An 18,675-nucleotide genomic window follows, 5' to 3' on the forward strand; every position below is an offset into this window, starting at 1 on the left:
CCTCTTACAGGGGCTTTATTATTTCGCCTATTGAGCAGTAGTGATTGCAAGTACATCCTACTCGGCACCGCATTAGTGTCCAGCGATGCGTATTCATTTCCCCAATGCGGACTAGGACATGCGGCCTCGCAGCGCCAAGACATGATAACCGTTATGGAATCACGATCCGCGCTTCTCCATCCGGGCGTTGGATTCAGGTTCCACAATCAATTTTAAATAATTACATGAGCGGTTTATGTCAATACCTTGCAGTATGGTTTTACCAGAAACGGACTGGCGATATTGATTCAATTAAAACAAAAATAAGCCTTAGCGTTAATATAAAATATTGGCCCTGCAATTCATATATAAAGCGATATATCATCCAAAAATAATAAAGGCTCATCGTGAGCCTTTATTATTGCATGCTGGCTCAGTTCTTCTGATCCAGAGCCGCATGATAAGCATCCAGTACCGCTTGATCGGCCGCCTTAATGGTCATGCCATTCGGCCCTGTACCGACACTGACGAACTGTTTAATCGGTTCACCCTGTTGCTTGAATGCCTCATATTCGGGGGAAGACTCCTTGAATACCCATAGGCGGCCATCTTCTATTTCAGTGACAAATCCAGGTAAATTATGCTCACTGCCATGAGCAGAAAAAGCCGACAGACCCAGCATCAGAATACTTAAAGACAGAAAACCCTTCATATCAAGACTCCGTGATTGATGACCCAGGCACCATAATAAAACTGTATGACATTAATATTTCACAAGATAACAAGTCGACTGTTTTAAAATAATTGCATAATAAACGATCGGCAATGAAAAATAATCCGAATCTATATATCGGGTTTTATATTTATTCACTATTAGCTTCCTGATTATTGAGCAATAAATAATCCATCATTCGGCAATTAAATAATTGCGCACGCACGGAGTGATTCCGCATCGACAATCGCTGTGGTATCCCTTCATCTCGGAAGCAACAAAAGAGAGGTCGACAAAACATGACCAATAGGGTGATGTTCTGTCGACCATACAACAGGGGCAAGACGCGCAGGGACTGGCCGGGCCTGAAGCCCGGCCGGGTGCCCGTCAGCGGCTGCGCCGTTTCAGGGGCTGGCTCATGCAGTGCACGCCGCCACCGCCCTTGGTGATCATGCCGATGTCCGGATCCAGCACCGTCAGGCCCCGGGCCAGGCACTGCTGCTTGAGCGCCAGGCTATCCTTGGGCAGCAGCACCCGCTCACGGCCCAGGGCCATGATGTTGCAACCCAACTCCATGGCATCCTTGTAGGGCACATCCAGGATCTCGATGCCCTTATGCCGCAGCCAAGTCAGCAGGCTGTCCGGAACCACGGCGGTACAGACGGCGGCCAGCTTCTCCGCCACCATGATGCACTGCACGTCCAGATGCAGGAAATGGGGGTCGAAAGGCACGGTATGGAACTCCCAGCCCTCCTGTTCAAACCACCCCTTCACCTGGGCTATGCCTGCCGGGCTGGTGCGCTCGCCGGAGTAACCGCACAGGGCCACACCCGGCTCGATCAACATGAAATCACCGCCCTCGAAGGTGCCGGCAGTCACCACGTCATACACAGGGATCTGGGCCTGCTGGTAGAACTCCAGCACCGTCAACCATTCGCTGCGCCGCCAGGGGCTATACATCTGGCAAATGATGGGTCCCCAAGGGGTCATCACGGAGGAGTCCCGGGCGAAAACGGCATAGGGTTGTTCGGGACGGGGGGTGAGGAATTGCACCTCCACGTCGGCCTGGCGGTAGGCATCGAGCATCTCGCCATACTGCTGCCGGGCGATGGCTGCATCAAAGGGGGTGCCATTGGCCAGATGGCGGCGGGAAGTGGCGTTGCCATCCTTCCAGCTATAGTGGTCGATGGGCCCGACCAGCACGGATTCGAGGATATCGGTTTCGCTGGCCATGCCCCATTGGCTCAATGGGGGGGTGTGTCCGCCCTCTTGGCGGTGTTTCCAGGGTGAAGTCATGAGAGGTGTCCTTCTTGATCCAGAGTCAGCAGGGTGTGCAGCAATACGTCGGCGCCTTGTTGCAGCTGCTGCGGCGTGGCGTACTCCCGCTCGTTATGGGAGAGCCCGTCCCGACAGGGAATGAAGATCATGCCGGTGGGGCCGAGGCGGGTGAGATAAACAGAATCGTGGCCGGCCCCGGACACCAGGGTGCGCTGGGCTAGACCCAGGGTGTCGCAGGCCTGGCGAATGGCGGCCTGGCATTGTTCATCGAAGGCCACCGCGGGCGAACGCCACAGCGAGTGAATGGTGATCTGCAGGGCGCCCTGGCTCAGGGTGCAGAGATCTTCGATGCGGGCGGCCAGGGACTCCAGCACCGCCTGCCGGGGATGGCGCACGTCCAGGGTAAAACGCACCTGGGCCGGTACTGTATTGGTGGCATGGGTCGAGGTACTGATGGAGCCGACCGTGAGGCGGGCCTCTTCACCAGACTCGGCTACCAGACCATAGAGCCGGGACAGCAACTGCATCAGAGCTTGCACCGGATCGGTCCGCATCGCCATGGGCGTGGGGCCGGCATGCACCGACTGACCGCTGATGGTGACCTCGTACCACTGCATGCCCTGTACACCGCTGACCACGCCGATGGGCAGACCGCTCTGCTCCAGCACCGGGCCCTGCTCGATGTGCAGCTCAAGGGCGGCATGGAAGGCAAACGGGGCGCAGGGGTCGCGGCCCAACTGCCCACTATGCTGCAAGGCCTCCAGCAGGCTGATGCCCTCCCGGTCAGAGTGCTGGTAGAGCTCGGTCTGCTCGAATACACCGGCAAATACCCCTGAGCCCATCATGGCCGGGGCAAAGCGTGCCCCCTCCTCATTGGTCCAGACTGCCAGTTCCACGGTACGGCGAAGACGATGCCCGGCCTCTTGCAAGGAGTGCATCACCTCCAGGGCGGCCAGCACACCGTAGACACCATCGTAACGGCCACCGGTGGGCTGGGTATCCAGATGAGAGCCGAGCAGCAGCGGCAGCAGTTCCGGCTCGCGGCCCACAAAGCGGACAAACAGGTTGCCCATGCTGTCCCGGCGCGGCTGGCCACCCAGGGCCTGACACCAGGCTACGAAGCAGTCGCGCCCGGCGGCGTCCTCGGCGGTGAGAGCCTGGCGGTTACAGCCGCCATTCGGCAGGGCACCGAACTCGGCCATGGTCTGCAGTCTCTCCTGCAGTCGGGCGCTGTTGGTGTGTGGTATAGCCATCTTGATCTCGTGAATGGAAACTTGAGATCAATCTAGCGAGCCACAGGGTGCGCGGGTATCCCTCAGTCGGGTTAGCCGGGATGGAGCACCTGGTCAAACAGCTTGCCCAGCAACTCCTTTTGCGAGTTCACCTCCAGCTTGCTGTAGATATTCTTGCGGTGCACCCGCTCGGTCTCATAAGCCATGGCCAGCTTGTTGGCTGACTCCTTGCTGGAGTAACCGCGAATGAGCAACTGCAGCACCTCTTTTTCCCGCGGAGTGAGCCGGTCTTCACCAAAGTTGAGAATGGCCTGCTTGACCGGCACATGGGAGCCCGAATCCGCCAGGCCGTGCTGTTTGTCGTGCATCTGTACCGCAGCGCAGATCAGCGGGTAGAAGGCCTTGAGACGATCCAGCACCCGGCGGTTGAAGCGTGAGAGTGTCTGGGTGCGGCCCAGGGAGAGCAGATAACAGAGCTGGTGATCGGTCTGGATCACCAGGCACACCTCATCCATCAGGCCCGAGTAGCGGAAATAGTCGTCGTAGTAAGCGCTCTGGTAGAAGTCATCCGGGGCAATGTCCGCCAGACTGACCACCCCTTTGCCACCCTGCATGGCGTAGTCGTAAAAAGGGCTCAACAGATAGGCACCCTGCAGATAGCGATCCCAGGCCGCCAACTCGTCGCTGGCCAGGGAGGAACCCAGCACCACGGGGCGCGCCGTAGGGTGGTAGGCCAGGATGACATAATCGTCGTAGCTGCCCGCCAGCCGCAGCAGGTAGATGAGCTTGTCGAAAAACAGCGGATGGTCGATGGCCAAGATCAGATCTGCAGCACCGTGGATCAGGTTCTGTTCATTCATATCGCGCGCTGTCGCCATGGGAAAGGTCCTGTCGCCAAGAAGACATTCAGAGAAAAAACATCCTAACATAGGGTCCCAAAGGGTGGGCGATCAATAAATAGTCATTTTATTTCAATGCATTAGCCTCAAAGAAACCCCATCTAACTCAACAGGGTGATTGGCGGGCTGGTGTGGAGGCCTATGATGGAGTCCTCTCGTCAACACAATGTGAACCGCCAGGACAGGGATACGCCTATGACCACCTCACACCATGTCATGCAAGTCGAGCCGTTTGGCATCGAACCCATACCGGATGCGGAGCGCAACGCCTCCGTACTGGATTTCATCCGTCTGCAGTGGGGTGGCGCCAACACCCTGGCCTCGGCCATGCTGGGCGCCTTTCCCATCCTGTTTGGTCTCTCGTTCCAGCAGGCGCTGCTGGCCACGCTGCTGGGCATAGTGGTCGGTGCCCTGATCCTCTGCCCCATGGGTATATTCGGCCCCACCACGGGCACCAACAATGCCGTCTCCTCCGGTGCCCACTTCGGGGTGGTGGGGCGGATTGTCGGCTCCTTCCTCAGCCTGCTCACTGCCATCTGCTTCTTCTCCTTGAGCATCTGGTCCGCCGGGGATGCCCTGGTGGGGGCCTTCTGCCGCATCTTCGGCCTGACCGAGAGCCCCTGGCTGTTCGCCCTGGCCTACGGCCTGTTCGCCCTTATAGTGCTAGCGGTCTGTATCTACGGCTTCCAGTTCATGCTACTGGTGAACAAGGTGGCGGTGGTGCTGGCTTCCGTGGTGTTCCTGGTTGGCTTTGTCGCCTATGCCGACAAGTTTGACCCCGCCTTCGCCGGCGCGGGCATGACCAGCGGTTCGCCCGGGTTCTGGCCCTTATTTATCGGTGCCACCCTGATCGTCATGTCCAATCCCATCTCCTTTGGCGCCTTTCTGGGCGACTGGAGCCGCTACCTGCCCCGGCAGACCAGCAAGGGCAAAATCATGCTGGCCTCGCTGATCGCCCAACTCTGCACCCTGCTGCCCTTCCTGTTCGGTCTGGTCACCATGGTGGCCATCAGCCAATACGCCCCCGAGTATGTGGCGAGTGCCAACTACGTCGGCGGCCTGCTGGCCATTTCGCCCCTGTGGTTCTTCCCGCTGCTGATGCTGCTCGCGGTGATCGGCGGCTTGTCCACCGGCACTACCGCCCTGTATGGGACGGGTCTGGATTTCTCCAGCGTATTCCCTCGGCTCACTCGGGCCCAGGCCACGGTCCTGATCGGCGTATTCTCCATCCTGATCATCTTCCTGGGACGCTTTGCCTTCGATCTGGTGGCTTCGGTGACCACACTGGTGACCCTGATCATCGTCACGACCATCCCCTGGATGGTGGTGATGACCCTGGGCTACCTGCACCGCCGCGGTTTTTACAGCCAGGACGATCTGCAGCGTTTCAATCGGGGTCAGGAAGGCGGTATCTACTGGTTCTACAACGGCTGGAACCTGCGGGGCATGCTGGCCTGGATCCCTTCCGCCCTGGTGGCTCTGCTAACGGTCAATATCCCGGGACAGTTTGTCGGCCCTTGGGGTGGGCTGGCTGGCGGCCTGGATATCTCCCTGCTGGTCGCCCTGCTGCTGCCGGCGCTGCTCTACCCCTTGTTACTCAAGCTCAGCCCGGAGCCATCCGCCGTGTTTGGCCCAGATGCCAAGCCGGTGACCCAGGCTGAGTTCGCCGTCACTCTCGACCCTATAGCGGAGTAATGCCATGACCCCTTCGCTCCGACTCTGTGTCACCGCAGCCCCGTCGCTGCAGCAGACCATTGACCATCTGATCGATTGCTTTGCCCGTCACGATACCGAAGGCTACTTTGCCTGCTTTCATCCCGACGCGCGCTTTGTCTTCCACACGGTACCCGACGAGGTGCTGAGCAAGGCTGCCTACCGCCAGCGCTGGCACCAATGGGAGCTGGAGACCGGCTTTCAGGTGCTGGGTTGCACATCCCTGGCCCCCAACTCAGCTACTATGGCGATTGCGCCGTGCTGAGCCATCAGGTCCGCACCCGATTGCGGAGCCTGGAGGGCGAACTGACCCTGCTGGAGCGGGAGTCCATCATCTTCCAACAACAACAGGATGGCCGCTGGCTCTGTATCCATGAGCACCTGAGCCCGCTGGGGACACTATGAGTACCTGGCAACAGACCCCCACGGTTGGGGTGCTGATCGATGGTCAGTGGCAACAGGGCCATGGTGAGTCATGGCTGCTGGTGGATCCCCTGAGTCGCCAGCCCCATGGCCGCCTGCAAGCCGCCTCATCCGCCCAGCTGGATCAGGCGGTGGCTGCTGCTCGTCAGGCTCTGAGAGGATGGCGCGCCCTGGGCTATGCCGGGCGTGGTGAGTGGCTGGCCCGCATCGCCGCTATGGTCGAGCGGCATGGCGAGCGGCTCTGCGCCCTGCAGCAGCGCTACAGCGGCAAGCCGGAGCACGAGGCACGCATGGATGTGGCGGATGTGGTAGCGACTTTCGACTATTACGCCGAGCTGTGCCGACAGCTCCCCGCCCGTTCCCCGGTCGCAGTACCCCTGTCCGGCGTCGGAGTCGAGTATCAGCGCGAACCCGTGGGGGTGGCGGGACTCATTACCCCCTGGAACTTCCCTATGGTCACCAGTGCCTGGAAACTGGCGCCCGCCCTGGCCGCCGGCTGCACACTCGTACTCAAACCCTCCGAGTTGACGCCCATGGCCGAAATTGCCCTGCTGGAGCTACTGCAGGAGTCGGGGCTGCCCAAGGGGGTGGTGAATCTACTGCCCGGCGGCGCCCAGGTCGGACGCTGGCTGTGCGCGCACCCAGGCATCGACAAGATCTCCTTTACCGGCAGCCGGGCCGTGGGTCAGCAGATCTTGCAAGGCGCTGCCGAGCGCATCCAGCGGGTCAGCCTGGAGCTGGGCGGCAAGTCAGCCCTGATAGTGCGAGCCGATGCAGATCTGGAGCTGGCCGCCCAGCTGGCCTGCGATGGCGCCTTCTTCAACGCCGGCCAAATGTGCTCGGCTACATCCCGCCTACTGGTACACCAGCAGTGCTACGCGCCGCTGCTGGCCCGGATCCGGGAGAATATGGCGACCTATCAGACCGGCCCCTTGATCAGCGCAGGCCAGCATCAGCGGGTTGAGGCGCTGCTCAAACAAGGGCTGGCGCAGAGCCCTGATCTGCGGCTGCATCAGACGTCTCAACATCCGGCGGGGTTCGGCTTTCCTCTGACGCTGGTGGAGGGAGTAAGTCAGAACAATGTGTTGTGGCAAGAAGAGATCTTCGGACCCGTTCTGTGCGCCATGCCCTTTGAGAGCGACGAGGAAGCTATCCAGTTGGCGAATGATAGCCTCTATGGGCTAGTGGCAACTCTGGTGAGCCGGGATTTGACGGCCGCCCGGGTACTGGCGGATCAACTGCAAGCAGGCACCGTCTGGATCAACACGCCTCAGCTGATATTTCCTCAGGCCGCCTGGGGCGGCTACAAGCAAAGCAGTCTGGGCCGCGAGTTGGGCCCCTGGGGACTTGAGGCTTTTAGCGAACTCAAACACCTGCTGGTGAGTGCCAGCTCGAGTACATAACCAATCCAGCGGCAAACTATCCGACGCGTATCGTGTGTGACAACCGGTGCCAAGCCCCATCTGGGGGCTGGTGTATCCACCCCCAGATGGGAAAAGCAAGCACCGGTTTTGGCTTTAGGCCATCAGCTTTTGCATGGCACGGTTGAGGTCGACAGCCGTTTGATGCAGTTGATCGCTGGCCCCCTGGGTGCGGTGGGAGTTCTCTTCGTTCTCGGTGGCGATGGTTTTGATATCCACCAGGTTGCGAGCGATATCTTCCACCACCAGGGTCTGCTCCTCGGCGGCAGTGGCGATTTGCTGGTTCATGCCGTGGATCTGGCTGATGGAGCTCGTGATGCTCTGCAACTTGCGACCGGCGACCGTCACCTGTTCGATACTCTGCTGGCTGAGTTGCTGGCTGCTGCCAATGGCCAGCACCGCATCCTGGGTCCCGCGCTGTACCTTGGCGATGATCTGGTTGATCTCCGCCGTAGAGTCCGATGTGCGTTTGCCCAGGGTACGCACCTCGTCCGCGACCACGGCAAAGCCGCGTCCCTGCTCACCGGCCCGCGCCGCTTCAATCGCCGCATTCAAGGCCAGCAGGTTGGTCTGTTCGGCGATGGAACGGATCACCTCCAGTACGGTACTGATGCGGCGGCTATCTTCATCCTGTTGTTTGATAACGCCGGCAGTGTTGTCAATTTCTTTACCCATCTGGGCAATGCCGCCTATGGTGTCCTGCATCACCTGCTCACCTTCATGCGCGGTATGGTCCGCCTGATCTGCCGCCTGGGCGGCCGACGCGGCATTCTGCGCCGTCGCCGACATCTCGTGCATCGCGGTCGCCACTTCCGCCCTCAATGGCTCGAGAGCAGCATGGTCTTGCAGCCGCCACAGCATAAACAGCCAGAAGATGCGCAATAACCCAATGACTCTCATCGTCCGCCGACATCGGCATCGATCAGGGTCATGGCTTCCTGACTGGTGATTTCCTTTGGCGATAAAATTAGCTGCCGAGCCAGCCGTTCATCAGCGCCAGGTACAGAAAAGTACCGCTCAGGATGCTGAGCATGGCCTGCCGCCGCCAGAGTTGCAGCACGGCGACCAACAGCACGGCGGCGATTTGGGCCTTGCCCTGGGCCAGTGAGTGCCACTGCTGGACGCCCATGGCATACAGGGTTAGCAACAGCATCATGGCCACCGGCAAGCGCTGACCCAACACCTGGATGCGGGGATGATGGGCAATCCAGTGACGGGCAACGAAGGGAAAGGCCCGCAGGGCGAAGGTCACTCCGCCCATGATGAGGGCCGCCAGCAGATAATCAGTCGTGGTCATGAGTCACCTCCCCTGTGCCAGGCAACGGCCAGGCCAGTAACACCGCAACCAGCATCAAGGATGCGGCGAGCAGGAAATAGTGCGGGAAGAACCATCCCGCCACCAAGGCGGCCATAAGCCCTATCAGCGCGGCCCCCCAATCCCGTTTGGCGCGGATCTGCTCCACCGCCAGCACGGTAAACAGCGCGGTCAGGGCAAAATCCAGTCCCTGCAGGCCTGGAGGCAAGCCTTTGGCCAGCAAGACCCCCGCCAGCGTGCCCAGCACCCAGTAGCTCTGGTTCAGAAACACCACCCGCAGCGCCTGTTGCCGATCTTGCACCTGACCGGACGCACTGAGCAGGGAGTAGGTTTCGTCAGTAATGCCGAAGATGAAGTAGCCGCGCCCCAGGCCGCGGCCGGGTAGCAGGTGATAGAGCGACAAGCCGTAAAAAATATGCCGGAAGTTGACCAGCAACGAAGCCACGGCCAGATCGAGCCAGCCCGTACCGGCTGCCAGCATCCCCACCGCCAGATACTGCAGCGCACCGGCATACACCAGCACACTCATCAGCGGCGCCCAATACCAGCACAGGCCAGCGTTGGCCCATAACACACCGAACACGGCACCCAGGGGCAGATAGCCCATCATCACCGGGACCGTCAGCGGGAAGATCCCCTGCCAGGAACGCATCATCTTCGTCCATGAAACCAGCTCAAGAAGCGAAAATTAAGCCATCGATCGGTGTGGTGCAAGGCAATTCCCCCACTCGCCAGACAATTAGTCAGCAGGCTGTGCCGATTTCCACAGCAGAGCCCTGGATGTCGAACGGCTACATCCGGGTCAGCAAAATAACTTGTATTCGCAATACATCTAACGATAATCACTCTCACCATAGATGAGATTAATTCCTATTAGGTGCACTCATGTTTTTCGTCCCCTTTTTGATCATGTTCCGGGAAGGACTCGAGGCTGCGCTGATCGTCAGCCTGATCGCCGGTTACCTGCAGCGCACGAATCGCGGTCAATGGCTGAGCTCGGTCTGGATCGGCGTGGTACTGGCTTGCCTGCTCTGCTTGGGACTGGGTTGGTGGATCAACGAAACCAGCGGCGAATTCCCGCAAAAGCAGCAGGAGCTGTTTGAAGGTCTGGTCGCCGCGATTGCCGTGGTGGTGCTGACCTGGATGGTGTTCTGGATGCGCAAGGCAGCGCGCTCCCTCAAGGGGCAGTTGCAGGACGCCGTGGATAAGGCCCTGGATTCCGGCTCCGGGAGTGGCTGGATGCTGGTGTTGATGGTGTTCTTTGCCGTGGCCCGGGAAGGGCTGGAGTCGGTGTTTTTCCTGCTCGCCGCCTTCCAGCAAGACGTCGGCCTCGCCGCTCCGCTGGGTGCCCTGAGCGGTCTGCTCGCCGCCGTTCTGGTCGGCATCGCTATCTACTGGGGTGGGGTTCGCCTGCCGCTGGCACAATTTTTCCGCTGGACCGCACTGTTTATTCTGCTGGTCGCAGCCGGTCTGGCCGCAGGCGCGATCCGCGCTTTCCACGAGGCCGGACTCTGGAACCATTTCCAGGACATCGCCTTCGACTGGAGCGGCTTGTTGTCGACCCATTCACTGCTCGGAACCTTCCTGGAGGGGGTTTTCGGCTATCAGGAGTCACCCTCGGTCAGTGAGGTGGGGGTCTATCTGCTCTATCTGATCCCGACACTGGTACTGTTTTTAATCCAACCCCGCGCCCGTACGGCCCAATCAGCCGTCATGAACTCAACACCTTAATCCGTTTACAGGGAGTGTTACCCATGCGATTCCAGACCCAGATCCTGCTCTCCAGCGTGCTGGCCACCAGCCTGCTGGCACCTGCCATGGCCAAACCGGACCCGGCGGCCCTCGTCGGCCCGATTGCCGAATACAAGATGTATGTGATGAGCGAAGCCAAGCAGTTCGTGGTCGCCACCCAGGCCTTCACCGACGCCGTCAAGAGCGGCGATGTCGCCCGCGCCAAGCAGCTCTATGCGCCGGCTCGCCAACACTACGAGCGGATCGAGCCGGTTGCCGAACTGTTCTCGGATCTGGATGCCGCCATGGATGCCCGCGAGGATGACTACGAACAGGGCGCTCAGGATCCGGCTTTTACCGGTTTCCATCGCTTGGAAAAAGCGCTGTGGGCGGATAACAGCACCGCCGGTATGACGCCGTTTGCCGACCAGTTACAGCAGAACACCGTCGAGCTGGAGAAGCGTCTGGCAGGTCTGGCATTCCCGCCCAGCAAGGTGGTGGGCGGTGCAGCCGTGCTGATTGAAGAAGTGGCGGCCACCAAGATCAGCGGCGAGGAAGATCGCTACAGCCGGACCGATCTGTGGGATTTCCAGGCCAATATCGATGGCGCACAGAAGATCGTCGATCTGCTGCGGCCCTTGCTGGCGCAAGAGGATGCCGCCCTGTTGGCCAAGGTGGATGGCAACCTGCAACGGGTGCATAGCACGCTGGCCAAATACCGCACCGCCGAGGGTTTCGAATCCTATGAAAAACTGACCGATGGCGACCGCAATAGTCTGAAGGGCCCGATCACCGCGCTGGCCGAAGATTTGGCCCAGTTTCGCGGCGTACTCGCCCTGAATTGATAGCGCTGGCAAGCCCATAGCCCGCGCTGAACCGCGTCCACTCATTCGGGAGCACGGCCTCAGGGTTGTGCTCCCTGTTCGGAGAACACCATGTTATCTCGCGTCACCCTCTCCCTGCTCACCCTGTCGCTGGTGGCCCACCTGCCAGCGGTCAGCGCCGACGAGATCCGGCAAGTCCAGATCCGCGTCAACGACAAGCAGTGCAATCCCATGACCCTGACCGTACCGGCTGGCAAGACCCAGTTCATCATCAAGAACGACAGCATGCGGGCCCTGGAGTGGGAGATCCTCGATGGGGTCATGGTGGTGGAGGAGCGGGAAAACATAGCCCCCGGCTTTATGCAGAAGATGACGGTGGAGCTGGCACCCGGCAACTACCAGACCACCTGCGGCCTGCTCACCAATCCCCGGGGCACCCTGACGGTCGAGGGCGGTGACCAGAATAAGGTGGTGGAGGCCACGGCCAACGATCTGATCGGGCCGCTCGCCGAGTACAAGTTTTACGTCATGATGGAGGTGGCCGAGTTCGAAGCCAGAACCCATGAGTTCACGGCAGCCGTCAAGCAGGGGGATATCGCCCTGGCCAAGCGTCTGTATGCTCCGGCGCGCCAGCATTATGAGCGGATTGAACCGATCGCCGAGCTGTTCTCCGATCTGGATGCCGCCCTGGATGCTCGCGAAGATGCCTATGAACAACAGGCCGCCGACCCGGAGTTCAGTGGTTATCACCGGTTGGAAAAGGCGCTGTGGGCGGATCAGAGTACCGCCAACATGGCGGCCTACGCCGACAAGCTGGCACAGGATGCCAGCACCTTGCGGCAACGGATTTCTGCCCTGACCTTCCCCCCCACCAAGGTGGTGGGCGGTGCGGCCGTGCTGATGGAAGAGATTGCGGCCACCAAGATCAGTGGCGAAGAGGAGCGCTATAGCCGCACCGATTTATGGGATTTCCAGGCCAACCTGGAGGGGGCGCAGAAGATTGTCGAGGTGCTGCGCCCGTTGCTGAGCCAAGTAGATGCCACCCTGCTGACCAGCATCGACGCCAATTTCCTCACCGTGACTCATATCTTGCAGAAATACCGCACCGATAGCGGTTTTGCCGCCTACGAACAGCTCTCGGCCGAGGATAGACGCGCCCTGCAAGGCCCCATCACGGCACTGGCCGAGTCCTTGGCCAAGCTGCGCGGCACCCTGGGGTTGAACTAAGATGGCCTGTCCGTTTAGTGCCCTGTGGCACAGCCTGCGCGGTAAAACCGGCGGCAACCCCCACGCGGATCCCCAGGCTGCCGCCCATGCCACCCCGAATAGCAATGACCCGCAGGCCATATCTGCGGCGAGCTCAGCGCCGAGTCAACCGGAGCGTCGGGCCCTGCTGCTGGGCCTGGGTGCCACAGGAGGCGCTCTGGCGCTGGGTGGACTGACGGCCATGCGCCCGGTTCAGGCCGCCTCTGACGCCACATCTCATGCCGCCGCCATCTTTCCCCAAGAGGCGAAGCAACAACGACAACCTTTTTATGGCGTGCAGCAAAGCGGTATCACTACCCCGCAACAAGCGGCCATGATGCTGGTCGCCTTCGACGTGCTGGCGGCCGACCGGGTCGCGCTACAACGCCTGTTTGCAGTATTGACCGAACGCTGCGCCTTCCTGATGCAGGGTGGCGAGACACCACAAGTCGACAACAAGCTGCCACCACTGGATTCCGGGATCATGGGCCACCACATCTATCCGGATAACCTAACCATCACGGTCTCTGTGGGTGGTTCGCTGTTTGATAGTCGCTTCGGTCTGGCCGGACTCAAGCCACGGCACCTGCAAAAGATGACGCGATTCCCCAACGATGCGCTGGATGGCAAATGGTGCCACGGCGATCTGTTGCTGCAGATCTGCGCCAACAGCAGCGAGACGGTGCTGCACGCCCTGCGCGATATCATCAAGCACACCCCGGATCTGCTGAGTGTCCGCTGGCGACGCGATGGCTTTATCTCGGCCCATGCCGCCGCCAGTCAGGGCCAGGAAACACCGATCAACCTGCTGGGCTTCAAGGATGGCACAGCCAATCCCGATACTCGCCAGCAGACGCTGATGAACAAGATCCTCTGGGTGCAACCCGCGCATCAGGAGCCAGCCTGGGCCACCCATGGCAGCTATCAGGCGGTACGACTGATCCGTTTTCGCGTCGAATTCTGGGATCGCACGCCGCTGCAGGAGCAGGAGGCGATCTTCGGCCGCCACCGGGATACCGGCGCGCCGCTCGGCAAATCCCGGGAGCATGAGGATCCGGATTACGGCTCGGATCTCGGAGGCCAGCGCATTCCGCTGGATTCCCATATCCGCCTGGCCAATCCGCGCACCCCGGAGAGCGAGAAAAACCTGATCCTGCGCCGCGGCTACAGCTACTCCGCGGGCATCACAGGCTCCGGGCAGTTGGATATGGGGCTGCTGTTTGTCTGCTATCAGGCCAATCTGGAGCAGGGATTCATTGCCGTGCAGAAGAAGCTCGATGGCGAACCGCTGGAGGAGTACATCAAACCATTTGGCGGCGGCTACTTCTTCACCCTGCCCGGGGTACCCGCTCCCGGCCACTACTTCGCCCAAGCGCTGCTAGAGGCCAGCTAAGCGAGAGGCCAGCTAATCATCCGCCCCCGCAACCCCGCCCCAAAGCGGGGTTGCGCAATGCCCTTGGGTAAGGAACGTCCTGAGGGCTAGCAATCCTGCCACTGGAGGGATCGGTTCAACACGCTCCCTGCTTGTAATGTCTTCGTCTTGTGCCAACAATAGCGACCATCTGTCTGCTCTCTGTGCCAAGGCTGTTTCATGGATAAGCGTCTGACCATTCTCGATATTGCCCGTCTCAGTGGCGTCGGCAAATCCACGGTTTCCCGAGTCTTGAACCAGGATCCCAAGGTCAAGCCGGAAACGCGGGAGAAGGTCGAGGCTATCATCCGGGATCAGGGGTTCGTGCCGAGTAAATCCGCCCGGGCGATGCGCACTAACAGCAACCGTCTGGTCGGTATCCTGGTCTCCCGGCTGGATTCGGCGTCGGAGAACCGCGCCGTACGGGGCATGCTGGAGACTCTCTATGCCCGTGGCTACGATGCCATGCTGATGGAGAGCAAGTTCAGTCCGGCTCTGACCGCCGAACATCTGGAGTTGTTGACCCGACGTGGGGTCGATGGGGTCATCCTGTTTGCCTTCAGCGGCCTCGATCTGACCTCTCTCGCTCCCTGGCAGACCAAACTGGTCCTGGTGGCGCGGGAGCAACCGGGCTTCGCCTCGGTCTGCTTCGATGATGCCGGCGCCATCCGTCAGATGATGCAGCACCTGTTCACTCAGGGACTGAGGCGCATCGCCTTTCTGGGGGTCCATCAGGATGACGTCACCACAGGGGCGCGCCGTCTGGCGGCCTACCAGCAATTCTGCGACGAACACCAGCTCACGGCGGAATATGCAGTCGGTGATCTCGATTACCAGAGCGGATTTCAGCTCGCATCCCGTCTTATTCGCGCGGAGACCGAAGCCCTGGTCTGTGCTACCGACACCCTGGCGCTGGGTGCCGCCAAATATCTGCAACAGCAGGGACGCCAGGATGTGTGCCTGACCGGGGTCGGCAACAATGAACTGCTGCGCTTTCTCTTCCCGCAGGTCTTGTCGGTCGATCTGGGCTACAAGAGCGCGGGCGCTCTGGCCGCAAGCCAGTTGTTGAACCAGATCGAGTTGGCTGAGCCACCCAGAGCACATATAGCCCCCGCCAGCATGCTTCACGACTAACCAATCGAGGTGTGTTTTTTGTGAACAGCAGCATAAAATGGGAACGATCCCATTGCGCCATTCGGGAGGCAGCTCCAAGCTATATGGGAACGATCCCAAACACGGAAGACCCGTTATGAGCAAGATCCAGATCCAAGAGGTTCGCCGGCTGGTCCAGCTGGTCGGCGGCAAGGAAAACATAGCCACCGTCAGCCACTGCCTGACGCGATTGCGCTTCGTGCTGCAGCGCCCCGAGAGCGCCGATCTCCAGGGGCTTGAAGCCTTACCCTCGGTTAAAGGCTGTTTTACCAATGCCGGTCAGTTCCAGATCGTCATTGGCACCGAGGTCGATCAGTTCTACCGGCTGCTGGCCGACGAGATTGAGCTCGAAGGGAGCAGCAGCAAGGAGGAGGTCAAGTCCGCCGCCCGTCAGAACATGAATCCGCTGGAGCGCGGTATCTCCCATCTGGCCGAGATCTTCGTTCCGCTGCTGCCTGCCATCATCACCGGCGGTCTGATCCTCGGCTTCCGCAATGTCATCGGTGACATCAAGATGTTCGATGGTCACAGCCTGACCGAAATCAGCCCGTTCTGGGCCCAGGTCCACGCGTTTTTGTGGTTGCTCGGCGAAGCCATCTTCATGTTCCTGCCGGTGGGTGTCTGCTGGTCAACGGTGCGCAAGATGGGGGGCAGCGAGATCCTGGGCATAGTCCTCGGTGTGACTCTGGTCAGCCCGCAGTTGATGAATGCCTACGACATCGGCAAAGCGGTACCACAAGTCTGGGACTTCGGCCTCTTCGCCATCCAGAAGGTGGGCTATCAGGCCCAGGTGATCCCGGCGATGTTGGCGGGTTTGGCGCTGGCGCTGATTGAAACCCGACTCAAGCGGTGGATCCCGGCTTACCTCTACATGGTGATAGTGCCGTTTGTCTCGCTGCTGCTGGCGGTGATCCTGGCCCACAGTCTGATCGGTCCCTTTGGCCGCCTGATCGGCGATGGCGTGGCCTGGGCCGCCAAGGCGGCGATGACCGGCTCCTTCGCTCCCATAGGCGCAGCATTGTTCGGTTTCCTGTACGCGCCACTGGTGATCACCGGGGTCCACCACACCACCAACGCCGTGGATCTGCAGTTGATGCAGAGCATGGGGGGCACGCCGATTTGGCCGTTGATCGCGTTGTCGAACATAGCTCAGGCCTCTGCCGTGGTCGGCATCATGCTGATCAGCCGCAAGGAGAATGAACGGGAGATCTCGGTTCCTGCCGCCATATCGGCCTATCTGGGCGTCACCGAACCGGCTATGTACGGCATCAACCTGAAGTACAAATACCCGATGCTGTGTGCCATGATCGGCTCTTGCCTTGCCGCCATTGTCTGCGGCAGTACCGGCGTTCTGGCGAACGGTATCGGGGTCGGGGGCCTGCCCGGGATCCTGTCCATTCAGCCGCAATTCTGGGGTATTTATGCCCTGGCTATGCTGATCGCCATCGCGGTGCCCATGGTCCTCACGGTACTGGTCTATCGCCACAAGAACCCGCAATCCCAGAATACCAACAACACGCAGCCGCTCACCCGGCAGGCTCGCGCATGATGTTCCGGGAAGAGCAGAGCTCTCTGCTCTTCCCCACTTTTTTGGCTATGAGAACCGATATGCACACAGAACACTCCCCGAATTGGTGGCGGAACGCTGTCATTTACCAGATCTATCCGAAGAGTTTTCAGGACTCCGGCGCCAAGGGCACCGGCGATCTCCAGGGCATCATCCAGCGCCTCGATTACCTGCAACAGCTGGGAGTCGAGGCTCTCTGGCTCACGCCCGTCTATCCCTCGCCGCAGATTGACAATGGCTATGACATCGCCGACTACCGGGACATAGATCCACGCTATGGCACGCTAGCCGACTTTGATGCCCTGGTGGCGGCCGCCCATGCCCACGGGCTGCGCATCATCATGGATATGGTGGTCAACCATACCTCGACCGCCCACCCCTGGTTCCAGCAGGCCCTCGCGGATCCGGGCAGTCCCTATCGCGACTACTACATCTGGCGCGATCCGGTTGCAGGAGGCGCGCCCAACAACTGGCAATCGAAGTTTGGCGGCAGCGCCTGGCAGCTGGATCCGCATTCCGGCCAGTACTATCTGCATCTGTTTGCCGTCGAGCAGGCGGATTTGAACTGGGAGAATCCGCACGTCCGCGCCGAGGTCAAGGCCATACTGCACTTCTGGGCCGATCGTGGCGTCGATGGCTTCCGTCTGGATGTCATCAACCTGATCTCCAAACAGCAGGACTTTCCGGATGATAACAGTGGCGATGGCCGCCGCTTCTACACCGATGGACCCCGTATTCATGAGTTTTTGCAGGAGCTCAATCGCGAGGTTTTTACCCCGCGCAACCTGATGACGGTGGGCGAAATGTCGTCGACCACGCTCGAGCATTGCCAGCGCTATTCCAGCCGCGATGGCAAAGAGCTGTCGATGGTATTCAACTTCCACCATCTGAAAGTCGATTATGCCGATGGCGAGAAGTGGCGCCTGGCGCCCTTCGATCTGGTGGCTCTCAAGCAGATCTTCTGCCAATGGCAGCAGGGATTGCACGGCCAGGGCTGGAACGCACTGTTCTGGTGTAATCACGACCAGCCGCGCCTGCTCTCCCGACTGGGTGTTCCGGAGCCACTGCGGCTGCAGGGCGCCAAACTACTGGCGACCAGCCTCTACCTGTTGCAAGGCACCCCCTATCTCTATCAGGGCGAAGAGATTGGCATGACGGATCCGGGTTTCAGCCGCCTCGATCAGTATCGGGATATCGAAAGCCTGAACCTGTACGCCCTCAAACGGCAGCAGGGCTTGAGTGACGCCGAGACGCTGGCGCTGCTGGCTGCTCGCTCCCGAGACAACAGCCGGACGCCGATGCAGTGGGACGACTCGGCACAGGGTGGTTTCACCCAAGGGCAACCCTGGATCGAACTGGCGAGCAATCATCAACAGGTCCATGTGGCGGCGGCGCTGGGCGATCCCGATTCTGTGCTCCACTACTACCGGGCATTGATCGCACTGCGCAAGCGACTACCGCTGCTACTCGAGGGCGATTACCAGGATCTGCTACCCGCCCACCCGCAGCTGTGGTGTTACCGGCGCCAGCATATGGGTCAGACGTTGACGGTACTCTGCAACTGGAGCGCGCAGGAAGTGGCCCTGCCCGCAGAGGTAGCGCGCCCAGAGGGAGAGTTGCTGTCGAGCAATTATGCGGATCCTGCAGCGGCGCTCATGTTGCGTCCCTACGAGGCGCAAGCCTGGCTCCACTGACAAACCCCACAGAGATACTCTGGAACGACGTGACCCCTTGGCTACAACGGCAAGGGGTCACGTCATGAACAGGCAGAAC

At 60.3% G+C, this 18,675-nt stretch carries 18 protein-coding genes; 11 read left to right on the forward strand and 7 right to left on the reverse strand.

Annotated features, from left to right (window positions below):
* Positions 1–412 precede the first annotated feature (412 nt).
* The 4 genes from ACZYUB_RS11850 to ACZYUB_RS11865 form a co-directional block, all read right to left on the reverse strand.
* Positions 413–691, reverse strand: a complete 279-nt coding sequence (locus ACZYUB_RS11850) for a hypothetical protein (protein ID WP_463948132.1) — start codon at positions 689–691, stop codon at positions 413–415.
* Positions 692–1,078: 387 nt separating this feature from the next.
* Positions 1,079–1,987, reverse strand: a complete 909-nt coding sequence (locus ACZYUB_RS11855) for a dimethylarginine dimethylaminohydrolase family protein (RefSeq protein WP_463948134.1) — start codon at positions 1,985–1,987, stop codon at positions 1,079–1,081.
* Entirely contained in the window at positions 1,984–3,222 is a 1,239-nt protein-coding gene (locus ACZYUB_RS11860) for an allantoate amidohydrolase (RefSeq protein ID WP_463948136.1), read from the reverse strand. Before ACZYUB_RS11860 ends, ACZYUB_RS11855 begins: the two co-directional genes overlap by 4 nt.
* A 71-nt stretch (positions 3,223–3,293) precedes the next feature.
* A complete protein-coding gene (locus ACZYUB_RS11865; RefSeq protein WP_463948138.1) occupies positions 3,294–4,079 on the reverse strand; it encodes a helix-turn-helix transcriptional regulator in 786 nt (261 codons plus the stop codon).
* Between the two features lie 216 nt (positions 4,080–4,295).
* Between ACZYUB_RS11865 and ACZYUB_RS11870 the strand changes: the two genes are divergently transcribed.
* From ACZYUB_RS11870 to ACZYUB_RS11885, 4 genes are read left to right on the forward strand one after another with little or no spacing between them, the layout of a single operon-like run.
* Positions 4,296–5,795 carry a purine-cytosine permease family protein gene (locus ACZYUB_RS11870; protein WP_463948140.1) on the forward strand — a complete coding sequence of 500 codons (1,500 nt, stop codon included), beginning with the start codon at positions 4,296–4,298 and terminating at the stop codon, positions 5,793–5,795.
* A 4-nt stretch (positions 5,796–5,799) separates the two neighbouring features.
* Positions 5,800–6,078 carry a nuclear transport factor 2 family protein gene (locus ACZYUB_RS11875; protein ID WP_463948141.1) on the forward strand — a complete coding sequence of 93 codons (279 nt, stop codon included), beginning with the start codon at positions 5,800–5,802 and terminating at the stop codon, positions 6,076–6,078.
* The gene (locus tag ACZYUB_RS11880) at positions 6,072–6,218 is read left to right on the forward strand and encodes a hypothetical protein (RefSeq protein WP_463948143.1); all 147 of its coding nucleotides are present in this window, start codon (positions 6,072–6,074) and stop codon (positions 6,216–6,218) included. Before ACZYUB_RS11875 ends, ACZYUB_RS11880 begins: the two co-directional genes overlap by 7 nt.
* Positions 6,215–7,639 carry an aldehyde dehydrogenase family protein gene (locus tag ACZYUB_RS11885; protein WP_463948144.1) on the forward strand — a complete coding sequence of 475 codons (1,425 nt, stop codon included), beginning with the start codon at positions 6,215–6,217 and terminating at the stop codon, positions 7,637–7,639. The genes ACZYUB_RS11880 and ACZYUB_RS11885 overlap by 4 nt, the downstream gene beginning before the upstream one ends.
* Positions 7,640–7,753: 114 nt before the next feature.
* Here ACZYUB_RS11885 and ACZYUB_RS11890 read toward each other — a convergent pair whose 3' ends face one another.
* The 3 genes from ACZYUB_RS11890 to ACZYUB_RS11900 form a co-directional block, all read right to left on the reverse strand.
* Complete coding sequence (locus ACZYUB_RS11890; RefSeq protein WP_463948146.1) at positions 7,754–8,557, reverse strand: methyl-accepting chemotaxis protein; 804 nt, start codon at positions 8,555–8,557, stop codon at positions 7,754–7,756.
* A gap of 67 nt (positions 8,558–8,624) precedes the next feature.
* A complete protein-coding gene (locus ACZYUB_RS11895; RefSeq protein WP_463948148.1) occupies positions 8,625–8,954 on the reverse strand; it encodes a branched-chain amino acid transporter permease in 330 nt (109 codons plus the stop codon).
* The gene (locus tag ACZYUB_RS11900; RefSeq protein WP_463948150.1) at positions 8,941–9,627 is read right to left on the reverse strand and encodes an AzlC family ABC transporter permease; all 687 of its coding nucleotides are present in this window, start codon (positions 9,625–9,627) and stop codon (positions 8,941–8,943) included. The genes ACZYUB_RS11895 and ACZYUB_RS11900 overlap by 14 nt, the downstream gene beginning before the upstream one ends.
* A gap of 230 nt (positions 9,628–9,857) precedes the next feature.
* Here ACZYUB_RS11900 and efeU point away from each other — a divergent pair, with 230 nt between their 5' ends.
* The 7 genes from efeU to treC all read left to right on the forward strand — a co-directional run bounded on the left by efeU (position 9,858) and on the right by treC (position 18,596).
* A complete protein-coding gene (gene efeU, locus ACZYUB_RS11905; protein ID WP_463948152.1) occupies positions 9,858–10,703 on the forward strand; it encodes an iron uptake transporter permease EfeU in 846 nt (281 codons plus the stop codon).
* A gap of 23 nt (positions 10,704–10,726) precedes the next feature.
* Positions 10,727–11,548: an iron uptake system protein EfeO gene (gene efeO / locus ACZYUB_RS11910; protein WP_463948154.1), complete on the forward strand. Its 822-nt coding sequence runs from the start codon at positions 10,727–10,729 to the stop codon at positions 11,546–11,548.
* Positions 11,549–11,638: 90 nt separating this feature from the next.
* A complete protein-coding gene (efeO, locus tag ACZYUB_RS11915) occupies positions 11,639–12,754 on the forward strand; it encodes an iron uptake system protein EfeO (RefSeq protein ID WP_463948156.1) in 1,116 nt (371 codons plus the stop codon).
* 1 nt (position 12,755) lies between these two features.
* Positions 12,756–14,165 carry an iron uptake transporter deferrochelatase/peroxidase subunit gene (gene efeB, locus ACZYUB_RS11920; protein WP_463948158.1) on the forward strand — a complete coding sequence of 470 codons (1,410 nt, stop codon included), beginning with the start codon at positions 12,756–12,758 and terminating at the stop codon, positions 14,163–14,165.
* A gap of 198 nt (positions 14,166–14,363) precedes the next feature.
* Entirely contained in the window at positions 14,364–15,317 is a 954-nt protein-coding gene (gene treR / locus ACZYUB_RS11925) for a trehalose operon repressor TreR (RefSeq protein WP_463948159.1), read from the forward strand.
* A gap of 115 nt (positions 15,318–15,432) precedes the next feature.
* Positions 15,433–16,884, forward strand: a complete 1,452-nt coding sequence (gene treB, locus ACZYUB_RS11930) for a PTS trehalose transporter subunit IIBC (RefSeq protein ID WP_463948161.1) — start codon at positions 15,433–15,435, stop codon at positions 16,882–16,884.
* Positions 16,885–16,943: 59 nt separating this feature from the next.
* Entirely contained in the window at positions 16,944–18,596 is a 1,653-nt protein-coding gene (gene treC, locus ACZYUB_RS11935; RefSeq protein ID WP_463948162.1) for an alpha,alpha-phosphotrehalase, read from the forward strand.
* Positions 18,597–18,675: the final 79 nt, after the last annotated feature.

This window comes from Pseudaeromonas sp. HNCC25DJ182, assembly GCF_055413365.1.

What these genes read in the sequence shown, in the direction of transcription:
- ACZYUB_RS11850 (WP_463948132.1), bottom strand. Translation starts at nt 691, where the DNA reads ATGAAGGGTTTTCTGTCTTTAAGTATTCTGATGCTGGGTCTGTCGGCT.
- ACZYUB_RS11855 (WP_463948134.1), bottom strand. Translation starts at nt 1,987, where the DNA reads ATGACTTCACCCTGGAAACACCGCCAAGAGGGCGGACACACCCCCCCA.
- ACZYUB_RS11860 (WP_463948136.1), bottom strand. Translation starts at nt 3,222, where the DNA reads ATGGCTATACCACACACCAACAGCGCCCGACTGCAGGAGAGACTGCAG.
- ACZYUB_RS11865 (WP_463948138.1), bottom strand. Translation starts at nt 4,079, where the DNA reads ATGGCGACAGCGCGCGATATGAATGAACAGAACCTGATCCACGGTGCT.
- ACZYUB_RS11870 (WP_463948140.1), top strand. Translation starts at nt 4,296, where the DNA reads ATGACCACCTCACACCATGTCATGCAAGTCGAGCCGTTTGGCATCGAA.
- ACZYUB_RS11875 (WP_463948141.1), top strand. Translation starts at nt 5,800, where the DNA reads ATGACCCCTTCGCTCCGACTCTGTGTCACCGCAGCCCCGTCGCTGCAG.
- ACZYUB_RS11885 (WP_463948144.1), top strand. Translation starts at nt 6,215, where the DNA reads ATGAGTACCTGGCAACAGACCCCCACGGTTGGGGTGCTGATCGATGGT.
- ACZYUB_RS11890 (WP_463948146.1), bottom strand. Translation starts at nt 8,557, where the DNA reads ATGAGAGTCATTGGGTTATTGCGCATCTTCTGGCTGTTTATGCTGTGG.
- ACZYUB_RS11895 (WP_463948148.1), bottom strand. Translation starts at nt 8,954, where the DNA reads ATGACCACGACTGATTATCTGCTGGCGGCCCTCATCATGGGCGGAGTG.
- ACZYUB_RS11900 (WP_463948150.1), bottom strand. Translation starts at nt 9,627, where the DNA reads ATGATGCGTTCCTGGCAGGGGATCTTCCCGCTGACGGTCCCGGTGATG.
- efeU (WP_463948152.1), top strand. Translation starts at nt 9,858, where the DNA reads ATGTTTTTCGTCCCCTTTTTGATCATGTTCCGGGAAGGACTCGAGGCT.
- efeO (WP_463948154.1), top strand. Translation starts at nt 10,727, where the DNA reads ATGCGATTCCAGACCCAGATCCTGCTCTCCAGCGTGCTGGCCACCAGC.
- efeO (WP_463948156.1), top strand. Translation starts at nt 11,639, where the DNA reads ATGTTATCTCGCGTCACCCTCTCCCTGCTCACCCTGTCGCTGGTGGCC.
- efeB (WP_463948158.1), top strand. Translation starts at nt 12,756, where the DNA reads ATGGCCTGTCCGTTTAGTGCCCTGTGGCACAGCCTGCGCGGTAAAACC.
- treR (WP_463948159.1), top strand. Translation starts at nt 14,364, where the DNA reads ATGGATAAGCGTCTGACCATTCTCGATATTGCCCGTCTCAGTGGCGTC.
- treB (WP_463948161.1), top strand. Translation starts at nt 15,433, where the DNA reads ATGAGCAAGATCCAGATCCAAGAGGTTCGCCGGCTGGTCCAGCTGGTC.
- treC (WP_463948162.1), top strand. Translation starts at nt 16,944, where the DNA reads ATGCACACAGAACACTCCCCGAATTGGTGGCGGAACGCTGTCATTTAC.